We start from the raw sequence: 19,102 nt of genomic DNA on the forward strand, positions 1-19,102 counted from the left end.
GTCTATCTCAACCACCACAACCACCACAACCACCGCACCCTCCGCATCCGCCACAGCCACCGCATCCGCTGCACCCACCACCGCTCGAACCGCTGCTTTGCCGTCCGATCGTTGGTAACAAGGCGGATAGATCGTGGAACTCAGCGGCTGGCAAGGCACTCGCACCAAACAGTGCGACAGGCATCGCGATATCAGCGGCAGTGCAGTGCTGCAAGCTGATCGCCCGTTGGTTCGGCTTAGCGTTGTCGACGAGCTGTTTCACCAACTGTTTGCCTTGCTTTGTTAGCGTTGATGACCGCGCGTTAATCAGGAATGTGAGAATCGCAGTCACCACCATGATGATCACGACGAAGCCCGCTTCTTGGCCTCGGAGCATGGCTTGAGTGATTCGCAGGAAACCGACCGCGATCAACACTCCAATCAAGACGGCGGATGTTTTCGAAATGACCGTCGTAGTGTTCCGTAGACCGCGCTGGGCAAGGTCTTCAGAGATGCGTTCGTAATGCGGCTTCACGGCGGTCATCACACTCGTCGCCGATTGGTTCTTTGCCACCGCTCCGAACACATCTCGCAGCAAAGCGGGTTCTTGCGGGCATTCGCCATGAACTTGCATCGTCGTCTTTCCCCACCATCGTTTGCTGATCGTGATTTTCTCATCCACATACAATTGGGCCATGGCCACATGAGCTAATCTCGCTCCGCCGCCGCTGAGCACAGCAATCTGCTGTGGCGATAACTCCGCTACATCGATCGGCGTCGTTGACGTTGACTCCGGGCTGTTGCCATCGGACTGAGACAAACGACTGGCCGCCGTGAAGGCCAACGTACAGAATGCGAATGCAAAGTAGAAAACCAGAAAGCCATCGCCTCCCAAATGGAACGGTGGCACTGGCCAGCCGCCTGCGCCGTGGCATCCTGGCAAGATCAACAGAAACAATATCGTCGCAACGGCGATGGCTGTCACCACGGTTCGAAATCGGGGGATCACCCATGATTGCCCGGTGTTGACCCATCGCCACTCACCCGCATGTGCGAAGCGTTGTTTGACCGAAGGCCAGATATCCGTCGGGGCCGGGTGTCCAAACAGTCTTTCGTAACTCGCGAGTGTCTCGGCGTACCAGTCGCGATATTTCAGTCCTTCGTGTGTCCCGCCGCTGGTCGGTTCGTGATGCAGCGGTTGGCCGAGCACCTCGGGGCAGAAGCGTTCCCAGTAAGATCGCGAGTAGGTGAGGTGGAGATGCCAGGCTTGATCGACATGCTCAGGCGGCGTGACAGGATGCCCGGCGGCAACCGCCATGACGCAGAACCGTTTGTATTCGCTGGTCACGCGTCGCGAATACGCCACTGTCCAGCCATTCTCGCGGGCTAAACGAGCCTCAAACGGCAAGGTTTTCTCGCCCGGATCAATCTCAAAATCTTCCACCCGCCGGATCAGTTCAACTACCGATTCCATTACATACTCCTGAGAAGTCGCAACTTTGATTGCCCCTGTTGGACGAGGCAGCTTTTCGTCCTAGTCGGGGCACTGTGCAGGAATTTTAGCGGAAGTCGCCAAGACATTCAGTAGTCCGATATCGAAGGCCGAAACTCTTGGCGAGTTCTGCTAGGATAAGAAAACCAACTTTGAAACGAACTCCCATGTCACGGAACATCAACGGATAGGAAAAAGTGGCCGGAACCTTTCTGTGATTGTCTGACAATCCGTACTTGAAGACCAGCATCCATCAGGAACCTGGTTTTGCCAAGCAGTACAGGAACTCACTGCGTTGTCCATCGATCTCTTGAGCAACTCGAAGATAGATTCGGTTGCCGCAGATGGTGGGTGTGGCGAACACGGTTACCAAGAGAACGGTGCGCAGATCCATTTTCAAGCAGTTGGAGGTCGCCTTCTATCCTCCGGTGGCTGACTTCGGATTCTGCTCCGGTCGATGAAGCCGGAGCACTTTCGGTGATGGCAATTTCGGAGCTTCGGTGCCCGGATTCTGAAGACACCGACGCGAGTTTCACCCCGACCGAACTCCGTTCGGTCGATGCAAACGAGGCGAGTTAGTCAACCGAGCTGTCAAGGCTGTAAGAGGCAGCTTCGCGCCCTTGCCGCCTCGCCTGTCGACGACATCCCGCTCAGCGCTTGGTGAGAAAGCACGGTAATTCCCTGTAGACGGGGCAATCCCTGGGCGAATCACGCATGAAAAAAAAGCCTTGACTTGCGCCGCTCGCCCTTGTACTTTGTATTGCAAAGTAAAATATTTGACGCCTCTTAATCGGGAGCAACCGGTGGAGCTTCGCGAAGCACTTCAGCAGATCTCCGAAATTCGGCAGCAGATGGCACGTAGCGAAGTGTTTCGTGGCTATCGCTCGTTGACGGTCGGTTTTTCAGGAGTGCTTGGGTTGATCGCTGCCGCTTTTCAATCGCAGTGGGTGGCTTCGCCCGCGACTGATTTGAGTCGTTATCTGGTTCTCTGGGTGGGCGTCGCACTGGTCAGCGTTACGATTGCTGGAGCCGAATTGTTTCTGAGAGCCAACGGCGCAGGTTCGGGACTTGCTCGAGATATGACGCGGTTGGCGGTGGAACAGTTCTCGCCGTGCCTAGTGGTGGGAGCGTTGTTGACTGTTTGTATTTATCGCAGTGCGCCGAACGTGGCGTGGATGTTGCCCGGGCTTTGGTCGCTAATGTTCGGCTTGGGAATATTCGCCTCCTGGCGACTGTTACCTTCGGCGGTTGTTTGGGCTGGCTTGTACTACGTCGTTTGCGGTTGCTGTTGCCTGCGATGGGGACAAGGAGAATACGCTTTTTCCCCTTGGCAGATGGCGTTTGCCTTTGGTGGTGGGCAGTTGTTGTGCGCGGCGATCCTATATTGGACCTTGGAGCGAAAGCATGTCTCGTAATGCAAAACCACGAAAAACCGAAGACGCATCATCGTCATCGCAGCACGCTGGTCGGTTCTCCTATCACGGCCTGGATCGCGTGATGCACGAGAAAGCGCGTCTAGGCATTCTGGCTTCCTTGGCCGCAAACGCCGACGGAGTATTGTTCAACGATTTAAAGCAACTTTGTTCACTCACCGACGGAAACCTGAGCCGGCACTTGGGCGTACTCAGCGAAGCTGGCCTAGTGGAAATTTGGAAGAGCAGCACTGGCTCGCGCCCACAAACCATGTATCGACTGACGAACGCAGGACGCGAACGATTTGCGGACTACATCAGTGTCTTGGAAAAGGTCTTGGCTGACGCACAGCCCCAGCCCCAAGCCAATCCCGAAATCGATCAGCCAGGATTCTCGGGCGGTTGGTCGCCCACGTGACGACGTTCTCTTTTTTTGATCAGGCACTTTGCAGTGCAAAGCTAGCGAAACTACTCAAGCCGAGACACAGCATGAAAATCGTACGAGCCGCCGAGATGGGGATGTGCTTTGGTGTTCGCGACGCGTTGCAGATCACGAGAGAGGTAAGCGATCCAACGCGGGTCACCATTCACGGCGAACTGGTCCACAATCCAAACGTGATTCAGCAATTAAGCGAGGCGGGTTTCAGCCAGTCGCCCGAAGACAATCGAGAATCGATTGCGTCGACGCCGCTGGTGCTGATCACGGCGCACGGTGTCAGCAACGCAGAACGAAAACGTCTTCAAGCAAACGGCAAACAATTAATCGATACGACATGCCCGCTGGTGCGGCGAGTCCACGACGCGGCCATGCAATTGGCAGCCGAAGGACGGCATGTGTTGTTGATCGGAAAACCCGGGCACGTCGAAGTGCTTGGGATCGTCGAAGACTTGGAAAGCTGCGACGTAATCGCCAGTACACAAGACGTGCGGACGTACGAAAGTGAGTGGTTGGGGATCATATGTCAAACCACCATGCCGTCGCAGTTCGTGGAGGAAATCAAAGCGTGCATTGCACTGCGAAATCCGGCGGCCGATATTCGTTTCGTTGACACGGTTTGCCATCCAACCAAGCGTCGGCAGCAAGCGATGTCGGAACTGATCAGCCGCGTTGATGTGGTCGTGGTCGTGGGCGGCCGCAATTCAAACAATACTCGACGATTGGCAGAACTCTGCAAGCAGCACAACGTGCCAGCCCTGCACGTGACTTGTGCGGATGAGATTGACCCGAATTGGTTCGGCGACGCAAGAACAATCGGCCTCACCGCCGGCACATCGACTTTGGATGATACTATCAACGAAGTCCACAAGCGGCTGGAACAAATCGCAGCCAGCAAGGGATCGAAAGAAAGATAGGAAACACCTACGCACAGATCAAGCGAGTCAGCCGTCGCGATACATGACAACGACCTTCTAAACGGATCTTCGAGAATATCATGGGCAAATACTGGGTTCCGCCTGATATGCGAGTCGCGCCCGAGCTGGACTCGGCTAAGAACGTTGGGCCTGTTTGCGAACAACATGCACTACTGATCAATCCGTTTTATCCCAAGGATCCGCATGCGAGTTTCGGCAAGCACGTGCTCACTCCCACGTTGGCCCTGACCAGTATCGCTGGCAGCACGCCGGATCACTGGCATGTTGAGTACTGGGACGAGAATCTGCTGCAGGGCCCGCCGCCGTGCGCTCCTGTTCCCGCTGTGGTCGGTATCACTGTGCATTTGACGTTTGCCAAGCGTGCCTACGAGTTAGCTCATTGGTATCGTGATCGTGGATCAATTGTCGTCTTGGGTGGTTTGCACGCGATCTCATGTCCTGAAGAAGTCGCGCCCCATGCTAATGTGCTGGCGATTGGAGATGGCGTTCAGCTATGGAGCCAGATCTTAAATGACATCGATGCGGGCGATCTGAAAGAGATTTACCGCGCCGACTTCAAACGACCGTACCGCGCAGATCCTCCGCCGCGACGTGACTTGCTGAAGCGGAATGGTTATCTCACCACGACCAGCCTGATCGCCACCCGTGGTTGCCACAATCGATGTGGCTATTGTTACCTGTCCACCAAAGGACTGCACATGCCGTACTTGATGCGCGACGTGCAGCAGATCGCCGACGAGTTTCAGCAGGACGATCAGCCATATGCGGTATTCACCGACAACAACTTGGGTTCCAAGCCCGAATACCTACGTCAATTGTGTGCCGCGTTGCGACCGTTGGAGAAGATTTGGAGCGCAGCGGTCAGCATCGACATCACGGATGACCCGTTATTGGTGCGCGAAATGGCCTTGGCGGGCTGCACGGGAGTGTTCATTGGGTTTGAGTCGCTACAGAACGACAACATCACCGATGCCAATAAAAAGAGTCCGCGTACCGAGGACTACGCCAGACGAGTCGAATTGCTTCACCGCAACGGGATCCAAGTCAACGGAAGTTTCGTATTGGGATTCGATCATGATCGCGAAGATGTTTTTGAGACGACCGTGAAATGGGTGGAAGAGAACCGCTTGGAGTGCGCGACGTTCCACATCATGACTCCGTATCCTGGCACGCCATTGTTTCGGAAGATGGAGTCCGAAGGGCGATTGTTGCACACCGATTGGAGCAAGTACGACACTGCGAACGTCGTGTTCCGTCCCAAGCACTTGACTCCGGAGCAATTAGCTGAGGGCTACGAATGGTGTTATCGGCGTCTGTTTTCTGATGCATCCATTTGGCGTCGTCGTCCGCGGGACTGGCGGGCCGTGCCGGCCTACTTAGCAATGTCGTATTTGTACAAACGATCCAATCGGTTCTGGCATCTGTTGATCAAGTACCAAATGACCGCCCGAGCCTGGCGACCGCTGGTCGAACTGACAAGACGCCGACACCTACGATTTCGCCGTCGATTGGCTAGGCAAGATGTGGCTGATGTGGGGCGTAGCAGCAGTGTCGTTTCCGCTGGCGTGTAACCGAGAGCCGATCGCCGACTGCGCGATGTGGCTACCTTCCTGAGACAAACGAAGATGAAACGAAATCTTGTTCTGCTGGGCATCTACGCGGTCGCGATGGCGCTACTGGAAGCGGCTGTTGTGGTTTACATGCGTCGTCTTTACTATCCCGATAATCCGCTGGAACTGTTTCCCCTACATTTCCTGAACGATTTCGATCCGCTCCTGGAACTCAGCCGCGAAGTTGCGACGATGGTGATGATCTTGACCGTCGCGTTGCTGGCCGAGCGAAAATCACTGACGCGTAGCTTCGCCGCTTTTGTTTTCTTGTTCGGAGTCTGGGATCTGTTCTATTACGCCTGGCTAAAGATTTTGATCGGTTGGCCGCAACGTTGGTTGGAATGGGACGTCCTATTCTTGATCCCTAGTGTTTGGTTGGGGCCTTGGATCTGCCCCGCCGTGATTGCGATGTTGTTTATCATGTGGGGATCGTGGACACTCTTGTCGCAGCGTGAAATCATGTTCACCTTCACAAGCTCGGCAATGTTCGTTGCCGGTGCCGGGCTGGGGCTGGCAACGTTCATGCAACCCGCGATTGCAAATGGCACCGAGACGCTAAGCAGCTATCTGCCCGGGGCGTTTTGGTGGTGGCTGTTCTTGCCGAGCTACTTGCTGATGGCCGCGGCGTTCGTGTTGACGGCATGGCCGCCCAAAAGTCAAACGGTCGCGCATGGCTGACTCTAAGAAACGCGGCGTTTTCATTGCTTTTGCCGCAGTGGCGATGCTGCTGGGACTCGCCTCGCGGTGGTATGGATTGTCTTTGCCAAGTTTCGTAGCCGAAAACGCTGGCGATGCGTTTTGGACCGCGTTGGTTTATTGCGGGATCAGTTTCTGTGTTCCCCATGCCAAAATCATCTCTCGTGCGGCGATGACGCTTGGGTTCGCCTACGCAATCGAATTCGGTCAACTGTACCACGCACCGTGGATCGATTCGGTCAGAGATACGACACTAGGCGGGTTATTGCTTGGTTTTCATTTTGTGTGGGTTGACTTGATTCGCTACACCGCCGGTGCGATGTTGTGCGTTGCCGTAGAAGTGGGGGCGACGCAATTCGGACGCCGAAAGCTGATTTCTTGGTGTGTGTTTTTATCGGCATGTTCTCATTACTTTTGACAGGCCTCCTTTCGAAGGGCTCTATTGCTCAAGCGTGATTTGACCGGCTGTTTCCAACGATGCATCGAACTGCGTTTCCGAACCCACCCCGCTAGCCTCGGAAGTTGATCGTCATCCCCGTTCCGGATCCCCCCGCTTTCATCGTCAAGGTGTACGCGGACGCTGCCGGCGTTCAAGTAACCCCTAAAGCAGCTCCGCTCGGTCACTCTCAACTCGCCGAGGTTGGACCAGCCGCCAGCTCGAAGCCAATCCGCTCCACCGCTTCGGTGACCCACACCGAAGTGATTTCCGACAACAGTTTCGATGCTCCGGCGGCCGACACCGGTGCGTACTTCGATTTGTTCTGGTGGACTATACGATCGGTTCGGCGTTTCGCCACTGACGGATCTGACCATCGCTAAGGCGTCGTCCTTGATCGATGAACTGATGGAGTTGGCAGTCAGGAAGGGGGCCAGGTTGGCAGTCTCTGATTGCCAATGAAAGTCTGCGATCCGCAACGGTGTCGCAGGCTTTTGCTATTGCCCCGATCCCGGCCATCGAAAAGCATGGACTCCGGCGACCAGCGGCGATTCAGCAGGCGAGAGCGTGTCCAGTTACGCATGACGGGACCCGGGGCTCGATCAGTCACGTTTACGCTGTCTGGGTCACGTAGGTCTCGGCAGACGGTCGCCTGCAATTGGCGTTTTAAAATCCGGCTTTTAAATCGCTCTGCGATATGCCTGGCAGCGGAGATGGGAGCATCCCCAAGGGGCGTTGTTCACGAGTTCCCAGGGGCAGCACGACGGGACTCGTATCGGTGCCACTGCGGCAGAGACCGGCGAGATCGATGCGGAAAACTGGAGATGCAGACGATTGGCGATAGTTGCCGAGAATATTCAGAAGGCTGATTCGGACGACGAACGTCTTGAGTACGTCGCGACACAATCATGGCTTCTTCAATGGAGACCTGAGCGAATGCCTCTCTCGCCAGGAGATGCACCAGTCGAATCGGAACGGGGCGAGGAGCCCTTGCTTGCCGAGCTGCTTAGGCCAGCGGGAATCGGGCCCAACGATTGGCAACAGTTGATTGCCTCGCAGAGGCGTTTGCTTGCGGTCGATACTGATGATGAACGCAAAGAACACTCGCAGGCAACTATCGGATTGGCGAGACAACTTGAAAAAAACTTTCCGACAAGTTTTCGTCTGAGTCGCAGCAGTTAACTGCCGTTCGTAGCGTACCCAGCGGGTGTCAATGCGACTAAACTGAGTGTTAGGCGGCAAACTGCTGCAAATGGTCGACGAAAGGACCGATTGTGGTTCCCACAGCGACTGATCTCTGCCTAGCTTGCCCAGTTTTCGTTGCGTTTGCTGTGGCAATTCCGGTACAGCTCACAACTGACCGCGGTCAATACGAACGCCGATGGAGCCGAAACGAAAGCCGTACCTATGAAGTCCCAAACCCTTCGCAAGCTGATCCGTGCCATCGCTGCACGAAGCAACGACGATTTAGATCGCATCGCTTTTCAAATCGTGCGTGACGAAAAGCGTGTCGGTCACACGCGTCTCGCCGAAGAACTGGATGTTCTTTTGAAATCAGAGACCGCGACCAATCGCGAAAACAGCGAGGACATCGGCCCGACTTCGTCGGATGTTGGGAAACTTACCGAACTCCCACGAAGTCGCCGTTACCGCGATCCGCTCGCGACGATCATTCCGCGAGAGCAACTTGAGCACCACATGGTGCTGCCTCCGGAAGTAGAATCGCGGTTTGCAAGAATCGAGAAGGAATACGCTGCTCGGCATCGACTAGCCAAGCACGGGATGGTGCCGCGGAAGAAGATTTTGCTGTACGGCCCGCCCGGTTGTGGGAAGACTCTTGGGGCGAAACGACTGGCTTGGAACCTTGGGCTACCGCTCATGAAGGTTCGATTTGATTCGCTAGTGTCATCCTATTTCGGTGAATCGTCATCGAACCTGCGAAACGTATTCGACGCAAGCGCAGCCAACCCGTGCGTTCTTCTTTTGGATGAATGCGATTTCGTTGCCCGATCTCGTCACCAAGCCAACGACATCGGTGAAGCATCGCGAATCGTCAATACGATGCTGTTGCTTTTGGACGAGTATGAGTCTCCGGGTCTTTTTGTAGCGACCACCAACGTAGCGAACAAGTTAGACGCAGCCATCTTCCGTCGGTTTGACGAGGCTTTTGAAGTCCCACCACCAAGCGAAGATGAAATCGAGCGATTGCTGCATCAAACACTGAGTTCGATGGATGTCGATCCCAAGATCAAATGGGTAGAATTGGCGGGGACTATGGTGGGAGCCTCTGCAGCAAAGGTTGTGAAGCTATCCCGTGATGCCGCAAAGCTTGCGATCTTGGATGAGCGTTCAAGGATCGAAAAGAATGATCTCGAACAAGCATTAGCGGACAACGATATCGATACTCTTTAGCTTCGTGAACTATGCCCGAGACGGAATTCCCTCATCTTCAACTCGTCAAACGCACCAGTGGTTCATATCAGACTCCGGATCACCAGCAACGAGGCTATACGCCGGAGCATGAGAAGGAACTGAAGGCGAATTTTAAGACGCACGCTACTTCGCTTAGCCGTTCTGTCGACGAGATGCGGGCAATCTGGGCCAAGATCGAAGAAGAGAGGCCCGATGGAGCGCCCGCACTCCCTGCCGGCAAACCAATTTTGCTGAAGCTGGATCCAGACAACCTTGATCTGGATGAGATAAGACGTCGCTTAGACTTCGAGATCGTGTGCCAAGAGGAGGACGGGTTTGTAATCGTCGCCTCGCATGACGTTGATGTCGTGACGTTCAACGAAGTCGTCGACCTATTCAGTCGCTTGGATCGTGGTGGCGGCGTCGCAGCCAGAATCTACGATGTGTCGGCCAGTTCTGGCGACCAACGACTCCAGCACATCCTTTCCCCCACGTTGTACGAGCGGTGGGGCGAAATCGACGATGACGAGGCAATTTGGATCAATGCCGGTATCTCCTGCAACGGTGGCTACGAACCCCGTCTAACACCGATGGGAAAGAAAGAAAACGAGGAAACTTATCGAGCTCGCCACCGCTCGGAACTGATAAAAGCCTACGACCGATGGGATCAAGTCCGAACCGACCGAATCGGCCAGATCGAGAAATTTATTGAAGCCTACGACAGTTACATCGACCCAAGCACAAAAGAACCCGACACTGACGTTCCTGATGAATTTACTGCACGCATTCGCCTACCAGGCGTCGGGCTGCGAGACTTTGTTTTCAACTATCCCTATCTATTCGATGTCGAAGAAGCTGATGTCGCGGATCTTCCCGTTGAGTCCTCGACGGTTTCGACCGGTTCCACCAGCCCGGTCGTCATCACCCCGCCTGCATTCGATGCGGTCGCCGTCTGTGTCATTGACAGCGGCATTCAGGAAAATCATCGGCTTCTCAAAGCGGCGATCGACTCGTCCGAGTCACGTTGCTTCTTCGGGAAAACTCCGAGAGACGTAGCTGACTATGTGACTCCATCAGGACACGGAACCCGAGTCGCAGGCGTCGTACTGTTCGGCGAAAACATTCCAACGAGCGGGACTCACCAAGCCGAGTTTTGGATCCAGAATGCCAGAGTGTTGAACGATCGAAACAGTCTGCCGGATGATCGAGCGATCTTCGATATGCTCAGCGAAATCGTTGAACACTTTCGATATGGTCATCGCGGCAGTCGGATCTATAACCAGTCCATCTGCAGTTGGAGCGTATGCCGCATGCGTCACATGTCGCCATGGGCAGCCAGAATTGATGCGTTGTCGGATCGCCATGACCTACTGTTCATTCAGAGTGTCGGCAATGTTTTCCCTGACGCTACGGGGCGCATGCGTTTAGGAATTAAACAGCATTTGGCTGCGGGGCGTGACTACCCAGGCTACCTATTGATGGATTCGTGTCGTGTCGCGAATCCTGGTCAAAGCTTGCAAGCACTCACGGTCGGCTCGATTTCAACCGACGTTTACCGGTCATCTACCTGGAATAGTTTTGCGGACGGTCCCGAACGGCCGTCCGCATTTTCTCGTACGGGCCGAGGGATTTTCGGAGTGGTGAAACCGGACGTGGTTGAATTTGGTGGTGACTTCGTTCGCAATCCCAGCAACGACATCTCGAACAACCCGAGTGCCAAAGCGGTTTACCCCGACCTCGTCCGCTGCAATCTACACGCTGCAGGACCATCAACCGATCGCGACCAAGTAGGCACCTCGTTTGCCGCTCCTAAGGTGACTCGATTGGCAGCTCAACTGCAGAAGATATTTCCAAAGGAATCCACGCTTCTGTACCGGGCCCTGATTGCTCTGTCCGCTCGTTGGCCAGACTGGGCATTTTTCGGTACGCGGCTGGAACAAATTGAAGCAATTCGCCATTTGGGGTACGGACTGCCAGACCACGACCGGGCGACGGGGAACACCGACTATCGCGCCACCATGATCACTTCTAATTTGCAGAAGATCAAAGCGAAGCAAGTGGATGTCTATCAAGTCAACATTCCTGATCGGCTTCGTAAGCCAGGCAATGCTTCGGAAGTGTTGATTGAAGTTTGCCTATCCTATTCGGCTGCATCGAGGCGAACCCGACGTGATCGAAGAGGCTATCTCGCCGTTTGGCTGGATTGGCGGACAAACTATGCTGGTGAGACAGCTGAAGAGTTTGCCGCGAGGTTGGTGAAAGAAGAAAGTGGCACGGTAACGACGGATCGTGATCGGTTCAATTGGGTCGTTGGAGAGAACGCCGGAGCTGGCAAACTGACGGCAAGCAGCCGCACGGCGGGTACACTTCAAAAAGATTGGTTCACAATGCCTGCGGACCAGTTACCCGCATCATTTTGCATTGCGGTTGTGGGACACCAGGGCCACAGCGTCAGCCCTCTGGATGAAGCGAAATACCACTTGACGGTTGCGGTTGAATCTCTCGGTCAAGAAATTCAACTCTATCACGATATGGAGTTGGAAGTTGATCTGCTGTCGCGTAAGATCGAGGCGGCGGAAGCGGAAGTCAATGTGGAGTTGCTGTAGGCGACTGATCAGGGCCGGGTGGCAATTAGCGAACGCGGCCGAACCTCCTATCACCAATTGCTGTCCATTTCTGTTTGCTCATCTAACTCGAGATCGAAGCGACTTCACGCGGCAAGAGAATCACTCGCGATTCCCACCCGAAACCAATCCGTAACTACAATGGGCCTGGATTACGTCGAGAACTCGGAGGCGCCGGTTTGGAAAATTCGGGGATTTACTTCATCACGTGTGAATGCTTCGGCGTAAAGTTCGTGAAGGTCGGGAGATCGACCGACGTCGCCAGTCGCCGACGCGAACTGCAGTGCGGCTGTCCATTCGAATTGGTGATCGAATACGTGCAGCCGGTGGATGAGGATGAGGCGCTCATGCAGGAGCACCGCTACCGCGCGAAGCTCCGTTCGCTGGCACAGCGAATCCAACAAGCGGACGCCTGGCAGCTATCTGCTAGCGAGAACCTGATGCCGAGATGGTTCCCCTTTGTCGGTGAGATCGAAGCACACGTGCTCGAGCTGAAAAATGGGGAATCGCCGGAATCGCCCTTCGCGACCGACCAGCAGGCAATGTTGTTTTGAACAAGAATCGACGACCGCTCTCGGCACAGTTCGTTGCCAGCGAACGCCGCCCCTCCACGGCGTGAGCATGCGCAGCAACCATTGTCGTCTCATTGGCGACGCTGACGAACATCTCCGCATGATCGGATCGTCCAGTCGTCGTCGGCAACAACCGGCGGGGAATAATCGTGAATGAATTTAGTTTTTTGCAAGCTCTTGGGCAAGTTCTGGCTCCAGAAGTTCGGCGAGTCTTTCACGACTGGATGTGAGTCCATCCGTTTGAAATGGCCTGTGCGGCTACTGACAGGGCGCCCAGGTGCCAACGTTCGATTCAAACACCTGGAAGCAATTAAGAGACGGCAATTTGCCGGTCTTCTATTGCAACCTGGCAAAAGCATCTTGGGCATTTCGAGCGTAAGGCAATTTCCGCGACTTTGTCAAATCCGGATTTCACACGGCTCGCTTGAAAAGCCCCGCTTCGAGCATTTTCCGAAAGTGGAGAGACGTCTTGGTTGCCAGGTGGCTGGAGTTCAGGTGCAGACCGACCTCGATGTTTCTCTGCTGCGCCGCTTCGGTGAAGTTGGCTGACGAGATAAAAACGTGAGCGTTGTCGACGATCACGCACTTGGCGTGCAGCGATGACCGAATTCGGACTTCGTCGGAAACGGATCGTGGATCGTAATAGACTTTCGGCAACCGGCTGTCCTTCGGCCACTGGGCCGTTTTGAAACGTTCTACGAATCGGGAGACCAGTATCTCAGACTTGGTCGTATCGCGATCGGGGCGAGGGACGTTCAGAAAGAATTCGACATCCAGGCCAGGAAGCTCATTCATGCGTTTTGCCAAGGCCTCGAAGACCATCTGCCCCTGGTAGATCGCGTAGCCGACCACAATGACGCTATTCGCGGCATGCGAGAAGAGTTCTCGGACCACGACGGCTGTGTCCCGATTGGTCAGCCCTGGTGCTTCAGGGCCGGACGTGACCAAGTCAATTTCGATTTTTGCCCCACCAGGATTTTCAAGACGATCAAGCGAGATCATGTTAAGGCAAGCGGCAACTTGACCGGCACTGAAGAATTGCTCCGCCAAGTAGCTGATCGCTGAAATGACATCGTCGACCGCGGACGCTGAAATCAGGCGACGAAGCTGCAATGCCGAGCATGGAACAGAGATCCGTCCTGACTCCAGCCCCATGGTCAAAGCACGTAGATCGGAGTCGCTCAAGCGAGCGAAGCTGCTGGACGTATTCCGGATGCTCATCGGTTACCGTGTTGTGAAAAACTCGATGCCAAGGTTGTCGACGGTAGGAACGACCAACGCCCGATCCAGGAATTCGTTGTGTTGTTCACAAGACGTCTCAGAGATCAAAAGACAACCGTGACAGGCGGCACCATGCAGAAATCGCCGTTCGTGCTGATTCGCTGGCTCGTGCTGAGCACAGACGGGATCGTTCGAGCAGAGTTCGCCCATTTCGAGTGCACCTCGAATGTGTTCATCAATTCGACGACCGACCTGAATGAGTCCACCGAGTGTCCCCTCGGCATCGGAAGTTCCGGTGTACAGGAGCACTCCGTAGCCAATATCGGGAATCGTGTAGATTCGCTCGCGAATGGAACTAGCTGGGTATCCGCATTCAAGCGAAACCGCCGTGATCAACATGTGAGCGAATGAGTGAAATAGGACGTACGGCAGTAGTCCACCTTCCTCGACAAACTTCTTCGTTGCTCCACTGCGTTCATCTTTCCATGCCTCGTAGCCACTGAGTAGCCGCATGCCGCGGGCTTGAACCTCAGGCCGAGTGGCCCAATTCTCGACAACGTCTTTCTTAAACTGAATAAAGATTCCCTCGCCACGATTCTCCACCGCCGGCAGCCAGGTGATCTCCCGAGCCAGCGACGCTCGGCGAACGCCCATTTCGAGTTCCCCGTCGATGTCGGGTGACACCGCCTCGAACCGCGTGAAGCCAACCTGAGCCATTACTTCACGCAGGCGATGGACTAGTACGATTCGCTCGACTGACTGCATCCACGGCTTGTCCCAAATCTGCTTGGGCAGCGTTCTTGCGAAAAAGTTACCGTCAGGCTTGTCATCACCTAGCTCGTCTTTGCTGGCGATCAGCGTTTCCATCTCAGCTTGCTTGATGGTCTTCGGTGGGCCAGCGGATTGTCCGCGACGCATCTTGATCTCGGCGAACACCTCATCGTTCTCGTAGCCGTCCAGAACCGTGTTTACCTTCGCCTTTTTTCGTTCGTATTTCAGTTCGCCGACATCTTCGACTTCACCGATGAAGTCCCAAACTAGCTCCACAGCTTCACGAAGTTCAACGTTTCGGTCCGGTAGCGAGATGGCACTCATTAGCTGAGTAAAGTAGGCGTTGCTGGCCGTCCGAATTAGCAGCCGGTTGGGCTCGCCACACTTCTCGTTCGCGTACGGTCCCAACCACGGACGCTTACCATCGCATCGAAGCATCGTATCAGGCTGCTCAATTGCCAAAGCCATGCTGCGTTCTGCATTGCCACATTCACAGCGAATATAGACTTCGGCTAGGTCACCACTCGTTCCGCGTTCTTCAATCCAGAGCTGACGCCGACATTCAGTATTGCCACCATGAACGAAGTTGTACCAATCGATGTCACCAATATGCCCATTGCGGCAAGCACGCACAAATCGAACCGGCACAACGCTCCGCTTTTTCCGATTGTCGTCGATGAACTTCCCCTTAGTCAGCCTCTTGCGATGGACCAACATGCGAGCACGCACCACACCAAAGCTAGCGTCGCGATCAACGTCCTGCGTGATGAACCACTCGGGGAACTGCCAAGCGGTAATCCCGGTCTGTGGTGCTGTCGGATCATCATTGTCCGGCGGTGGGCTAATCAGTTTCAAGACCTGGAGTGGCGGATCAAACAGCTGCTTCAGCTTGTCTACCAGCCGCGGCTCGATGATCTCTTCACCGCCAGTTGACCATGCATCAAGACCGCCAATCAGAACGGAGTGATTGGGCAGGTCCATCATTGAGCCGGGACCAAAGGATGTGATCAACTGGCTCTGTCGGATCTGACCGTGAGGACGGGCTCCGGGTTTCCTACTCATTATTCGTCCTCCGATTCGATCTCAACACCATCAATCGTCTTCAGCCAGAGGTTCACGCTCGGTTCAACATCACGCATTGAACGGTTAGCTCGGAATTTTTTGTGTCGTGCTGGCAAGTTTTTGAGGTCTGGATTGAGGAACTCGTAGAGTAGACGCTGGGCACTCCCTACTTCCGTTTGATACTGCAACGCGCCACCAGTGTCATGCAGCTCTTTCGCAATCGTGCTCCAGGTATCCAGCAAGTCCTTGCAGCGATCCAAAACCTTCTGACGAAGCTCGGCAGCATCGGTTGATGAGGAATCGTGATGCGTCTCCAGGGCGCGGTCCGCGAGTTGGACAATGGCGAATTGCAAACTTGGCATCTCCCTCAAAATTTCGGTCGCCCCACGTGGCGGTGTCATTGGTGAGTGGCCGTGTCTTGCCAAGGCGATGAACGTGCCCGCCAGACCGCGATCAAGTGCTCGTGGCGAAAACGGTGTCACACTAGTGGCTTCTACACTGCGGTAGAACGATTCGTGAAAAGCTGCGAAGCGTTCAAAATGAGATCGATCGCGAGGTCGGTGAATGTTCAAAATCGTGATCACCAGCCCCGGTCGCTTGTCATCACGACCAACACGGCTGGTCGCCTGGATGTACTCGCTGCTTGTCTTGGGCTGGCCGAAACAGACCATCAGCCCCAGCCGTGTGATGTCCAAGCCAACCGAAATCATGTTTGTCGCGATCGCTACGTCGACTCGGTCCTTTCCTTTGAAAGCCTGCTCAAGCCGTCGTTTCGCTTCAGAAACCTTGTCCGTGCTGACCCGGCTAGTCAACTCTACCGGTTCGTAGGCAATCGTGCGGTCTTTAAACACTCCCTCCATTTCGCCGACACGCTTGCGGCTGCCTCGGCCCGTCAACTGTGTGCGGATTTCATCCTCGATCAATCGACGTGCCCCACCCAGTTCTCGCAAGCTGTTGAAGTAGCCGAGCAACGTCATGTAGGGATCGGCTGGGTTAGAATCGACTTTCGCACCACCGAGTTCGTCGTACGCCTTTTGCGATGCCGCGAGCAGAGCGAGATACAGCCTCAGCATGATGACTTTGGGACTTCGACCCTGAGCCGCGATGCCAACGTATTTGCGGGCGTTGCTTTCAGACGTAGAGTGTGTGCGGGCGAAAAATGAATCGCGGATGTCTGGTCCCGGAGGCGGAAACACGTCCACCTCCCGTCGGTTGAACAGGGCTCGAATCTGACTGAGCGCTCTCCGAACCGTCGCCGTCGACGCAATGATCTTGGGTCGTATATCTTTGCCATCGACTTGAATGGTGGACAGTTCGTCCAGTGCCGTTTCGTAAAGCCCTACCATCGTTCCGAGTGGCCCCGAGATCAAATGCAACTCGTCTTGGATCACCAAATCCGGCGGCGGCAACCGATCAATAGGCAACGGACGGCCCGAACCTGTATCGCAAGGACCGTAGAAACCCTCGGAATCCACTCGGTTGACCTTGCCAAAGAACCCGCCCACTTCACCCGTCCACGGCATCGCTGCAAACTTGTCGACCGTCGCAATAAGAAAGCAAGGCAAGCGGCGATAGATTGGCTCATCAACCGACAGAATCGGCAGAGGATTACCGCGTGAGAATTCACAGTGGCGATTCGCACACGTGACTCGCAAGTCTGTGGGGTTGTCCGTGTTGGGAACCAACTGAAACGAGTTCGACTTAAACTTCGAGCCGCACCACGGGCATTCTTCCAACGGAATCGGTGAGGGCTTTCGATCATCATTCTTGAATGCGATTGTTTTCGCTCTCGCAGAATCACGATTGCTTTCGCCTTTCCGGCCCATTCGGTTCGGTGTTGCCGCACGACCGACCCACAGCCCGATTTCGAATGGCCACTCGCCAAGCTTCTCGACATCCTTTTGTCGCTCCAATTCCAAAGCACAAACCAATGCCGCCGCACGGCCAAGTTGGTCAAGTGTCAACAGTCGCAACGTGTACCTCATCAGCACGCTCAAGCCCGACGATGTCAGTCCTGGATTTCGCAATCGACGCAACACCAGCGTGAATGCCGCCAGACCAAGATATGCTTCTGTCTTACCGCCGCCCGTCGGGAAGAAGAGCAAATCAACCAACTCACGATCGTTGCTGGCCGGATCCGCAATTCCTTTCAGGTTCATCAAAATGAATGCCAGCTGGAACGGACGCCACGCCGGCGTGATTTCTTCAGGAGCTTTCCCCAACTGCAGAGCCAGCCGCCGCCGACCTTGGTCAGCCATTGCCTTGTTTGCAATCCGAAACGCTTCCAAGCAGTCTGGATCCGCCAGCAGCTCGATCCCAGCTTGGATGCGATTTGCGGCCAGCCCCGCGCGATGCAACAGTTCTTTGGCCGTTTCCATTCGCCGCGGTGAAAGCCCCGCTAGCCCGGCCGACTGCTTCTTAATCCAATCGCGGTAGCTGCTCGCAAATCCACCGAGCTGCTCGAGCGCGTCATCACCATCTCGCAGGAAGGCGAGCGTCTCCATGTTCAGCGTCACGCCGTCGATTTTCGACGGAGCTACCTTCTCGACCTCGGCGGTGGGCAAGTGGCACGTGCGAACCGTTTTGCACTGTCCGTCTTCCACGACCGACTCCGTTGCCACACTGTGCCCCACCGAGAACTCGTACGAGTCGCGATACTGCAGATCCGCTACCCGCTCATCCCAGTCATCGCTTTCAAGGCTGTGAAGATTCGGGCGAGCAATGAAGGAGGTGTCGCACTGCACTTCCAATTCGACCTGAAAGATAAAACCCTCGTCACGAACTTCGTCCGGGGAAGCCTTGCGTCGATTGACCACAAACATCGACAGGCTTCGAGTTCCCTTAGGTAACCCACCGTCAATGTCGCTATCAGGCACGCCCCGCAGCGACCAAACAATTTCGACCCCCCGACTGCCGTGAACTTCGACAACACCTTGCGCAGGAACCTTGCTGCCAAGAGCAACCGAAGCGATTTCTTCGTGCGGATTGCGACGCCACTGAACCGGCGCCCCCTGCTTTGGCCCTTCTTCCTGCTCGACCCTCAGGTATTCACCAAAACGAACGATCGCTTGCAGTTCCCGCGTCGCGGCCGGCACCAAAACGCTCAGCCCAAGACTACTCGGCAAATAAGATCGTCGAGCCGCTGATTTCTCGGGCTCTTGATTCTCATCGACACCGGCAACCGCAGGAGCCTGATCGACGTCATCATCGCTGTTGGGATCGAATCGTTGCTCTTCATCCGCGTCTGTCGGCACCAAGAATCCGGTCAGATACCAACGTGACGGAGCCTGTGGCAAAACTTCGCGGTGATCGCCCAATACACCCGACGGGCCAATCAAATCAATCTGCAAAGCATCCAGCAACGATTGGCGGACTTGGATCGGTTCAGTGCTCATCGAATGGCTTCATGCTCGATTGTCAAAACTGCAGGGTCTGGGGAGG

Annotated in this window: 15 protein-coding genes; 9 read left to right on the plus strand and 6 right to left on the minus strand. The window is 55.1% G+C overall.

Annotation, left to right across the window (positions count from 1 at the left end):
* Nucleotides 1–7: 7 nt before the first annotated feature.
* The gene (locus SH410x_RS15215) at nt 8–1,453 is read right to left on the minus strand and encodes a TIGR04222 domain-containing membrane protein (RefSeq protein WP_473668507.1); all 1,446 of its coding nucleotides are present in this window, start codon (nt 1,451–1,453) and stop codon (nt 8–10) included.
* A gap of 271 nt (nt 1,454–1,724) precedes the next feature.
* Nucleotides 1,725–1,865 (minus strand): hypothetical protein, encoded by a 141-nt coding sequence (locus SH410x_RS15220; protein ID WP_473668509.1) that lies wholly within the window; start codon nt 1,863–1,865, stop codon nt 1,725–1,727.
* Nucleotides 1,866–2,247: 382 nt separating this feature from the next.
* Between SH410x_RS15220 and SH410x_RS15225 the strand changes: the two genes are divergently transcribed.
* The 6 genes from SH410x_RS15225 (at nt 2,248) to SH410x_RS15250 (ending at nt 6,981) form a co-directional block, all read left to right on the plus strand.
* Nucleotides 2,248–2,886 carry a hypothetical protein gene (locus SH410x_RS15225; protein WP_473668511.1) on the plus strand — a complete coding sequence of 213 codons (639 nt, stop codon included), beginning with the start codon at nt 2,248–2,250 and terminating at the stop codon, nt 2,884–2,886.
* The gene (locus SH410x_RS15230; protein WP_473668513.1) at nt 2,876–3,301 is read left to right on the plus strand and encodes a winged helix-turn-helix domain-containing protein; all 426 of its coding nucleotides are present in this window, start codon (nt 2,876–2,878) and stop codon (nt 3,299–3,301) included. The genes SH410x_RS15225 and SH410x_RS15230 overlap by 11 nt, the downstream gene beginning before the upstream one ends.
* Nucleotides 3,302–3,372: 71 nt before the next feature.
* Nucleotides 3,373–4,236: a 4-hydroxy-3-methylbut-2-enyl diphosphate reductase gene (gene ispH / locus SH410x_RS15235; RefSeq protein ID WP_473668515.1), complete on the plus strand. Its 864-nt coding sequence runs from the start codon at nt 3,373–3,375 to the stop codon at nt 4,234–4,236.
* An 80-nt stretch (nt 4,237–4,316) separates the two neighbouring features.
* Nucleotides 4,317–5,828, plus strand: coding sequence for a B12-binding domain-containing radical SAM protein (locus tag SH410x_RS15240; protein ID WP_473668517.1), 1,512 nt, complete (start codon nt 4,317–4,319; stop codon nt 5,826–5,828).
* 54 nt (nt 5,829–5,882) lie between these two features.
* Nucleotides 5,883–6,545, plus strand: coding sequence for a hypothetical protein (locus tag SH410x_RS15245; protein ID WP_473668519.1), 663 nt, complete (start codon nt 5,883–5,885; stop codon nt 6,543–6,545).
* Nucleotides 6,538–6,981: a ribosomal maturation YjgA family protein gene (locus SH410x_RS15250; RefSeq protein ID WP_473668521.1), complete on the plus strand. Its 444-nt coding sequence runs from the start codon at nt 6,538–6,540 to the stop codon at nt 6,979–6,981. The genes SH410x_RS15245 and SH410x_RS15250 overlap by 8 nt, the downstream gene beginning before the upstream one ends.
* A gap of 684 nt (nt 6,982–7,665) precedes the next feature.
* Here SH410x_RS15250 and SH410x_RS15255 read toward each other — a convergent pair.
* On the minus strand, nt 7,666–7,905 hold the full coding sequence (locus tag SH410x_RS15255; protein ID WP_473668523.1) for a hypothetical protein: 240 nt from the start codon (nt 7,903–7,905) through the stop codon (nt 7,666–7,668).
* Between the two features lie 501 nt (nt 7,906–8,406).
* On the opposite strand from SH410x_RS15255, the gene SH410x_RS15260 reads away from it, so the two are divergent.
* The 3 genes from SH410x_RS15260 (at nt 8,407) to SH410x_RS15270 (ending at nt 12,589) form a co-directional block, all read left to right on the plus strand.
* Entirely contained in the window at nt 8,407–9,411 is a 1,005-nt protein-coding gene (locus SH410x_RS15260; protein ID WP_473668525.1) for an AAA family ATPase, read from the plus strand.
* Between the two features lie 11 nt (nt 9,412–9,422).
* Nucleotides 9,423–12,017, plus strand: coding sequence for a S8 family peptidase (locus tag SH410x_RS15265; RefSeq protein WP_473668527.1), 2,595 nt, complete (start codon nt 9,423–9,425; stop codon nt 12,015–12,017).
* Between the two features lie 251 nt (nt 12,018–12,268).
* On the plus strand, nt 12,269–12,589 hold the full coding sequence (locus tag SH410x_RS15270) for a GIY-YIG nuclease family protein (RefSeq protein WP_473668529.1): 321 nt from the start codon (nt 12,269–12,271) through the stop codon (nt 12,587–12,589).
* Between the two features lie 429 nt (nt 12,590–13,018).
* On the opposite strand, the gene drmC is transcribed toward SH410x_RS15270, so the two are convergent.
* From drmC to drmA, 3 genes are read right to left on the minus strand one after another with little or no spacing between them, the layout of a single operon-like run.
* Nucleotides 13,019–13,828, minus strand: a complete 810-nt coding sequence (drmC, locus tag SH410x_RS15275) for a DISARM system phospholipase D-like protein DrmC (protein WP_473668531.1) — start codon at nt 13,826–13,828, stop codon at nt 13,019–13,021.
* Nucleotides 13,829–13,831: 3 nt separating this feature from the next.
* A complete protein-coding gene (gene drmB / locus SH410x_RS15280) occupies nt 13,832–15,661 on the minus strand; it encodes a DrmB family protein (protein WP_473668533.1) in 1,830 nt (609 codons plus the stop codon).
* A complete protein-coding gene (drmA, locus tag SH410x_RS15285; protein WP_473668535.1) occupies nt 15,661–19,056 on the minus strand; it encodes a DISARM system helicase DrmA in 3,396 nt (1,131 codons plus the stop codon). The genes drmB and drmA overlap by 1 nt, the downstream gene beginning before the upstream one ends.
* Between the last annotated feature and the right edge of the window lie 46 nt (nt 19,057–19,102).

The organism is Rhodopirellula sp. SH410 (genome assembly GCF_055811895.1).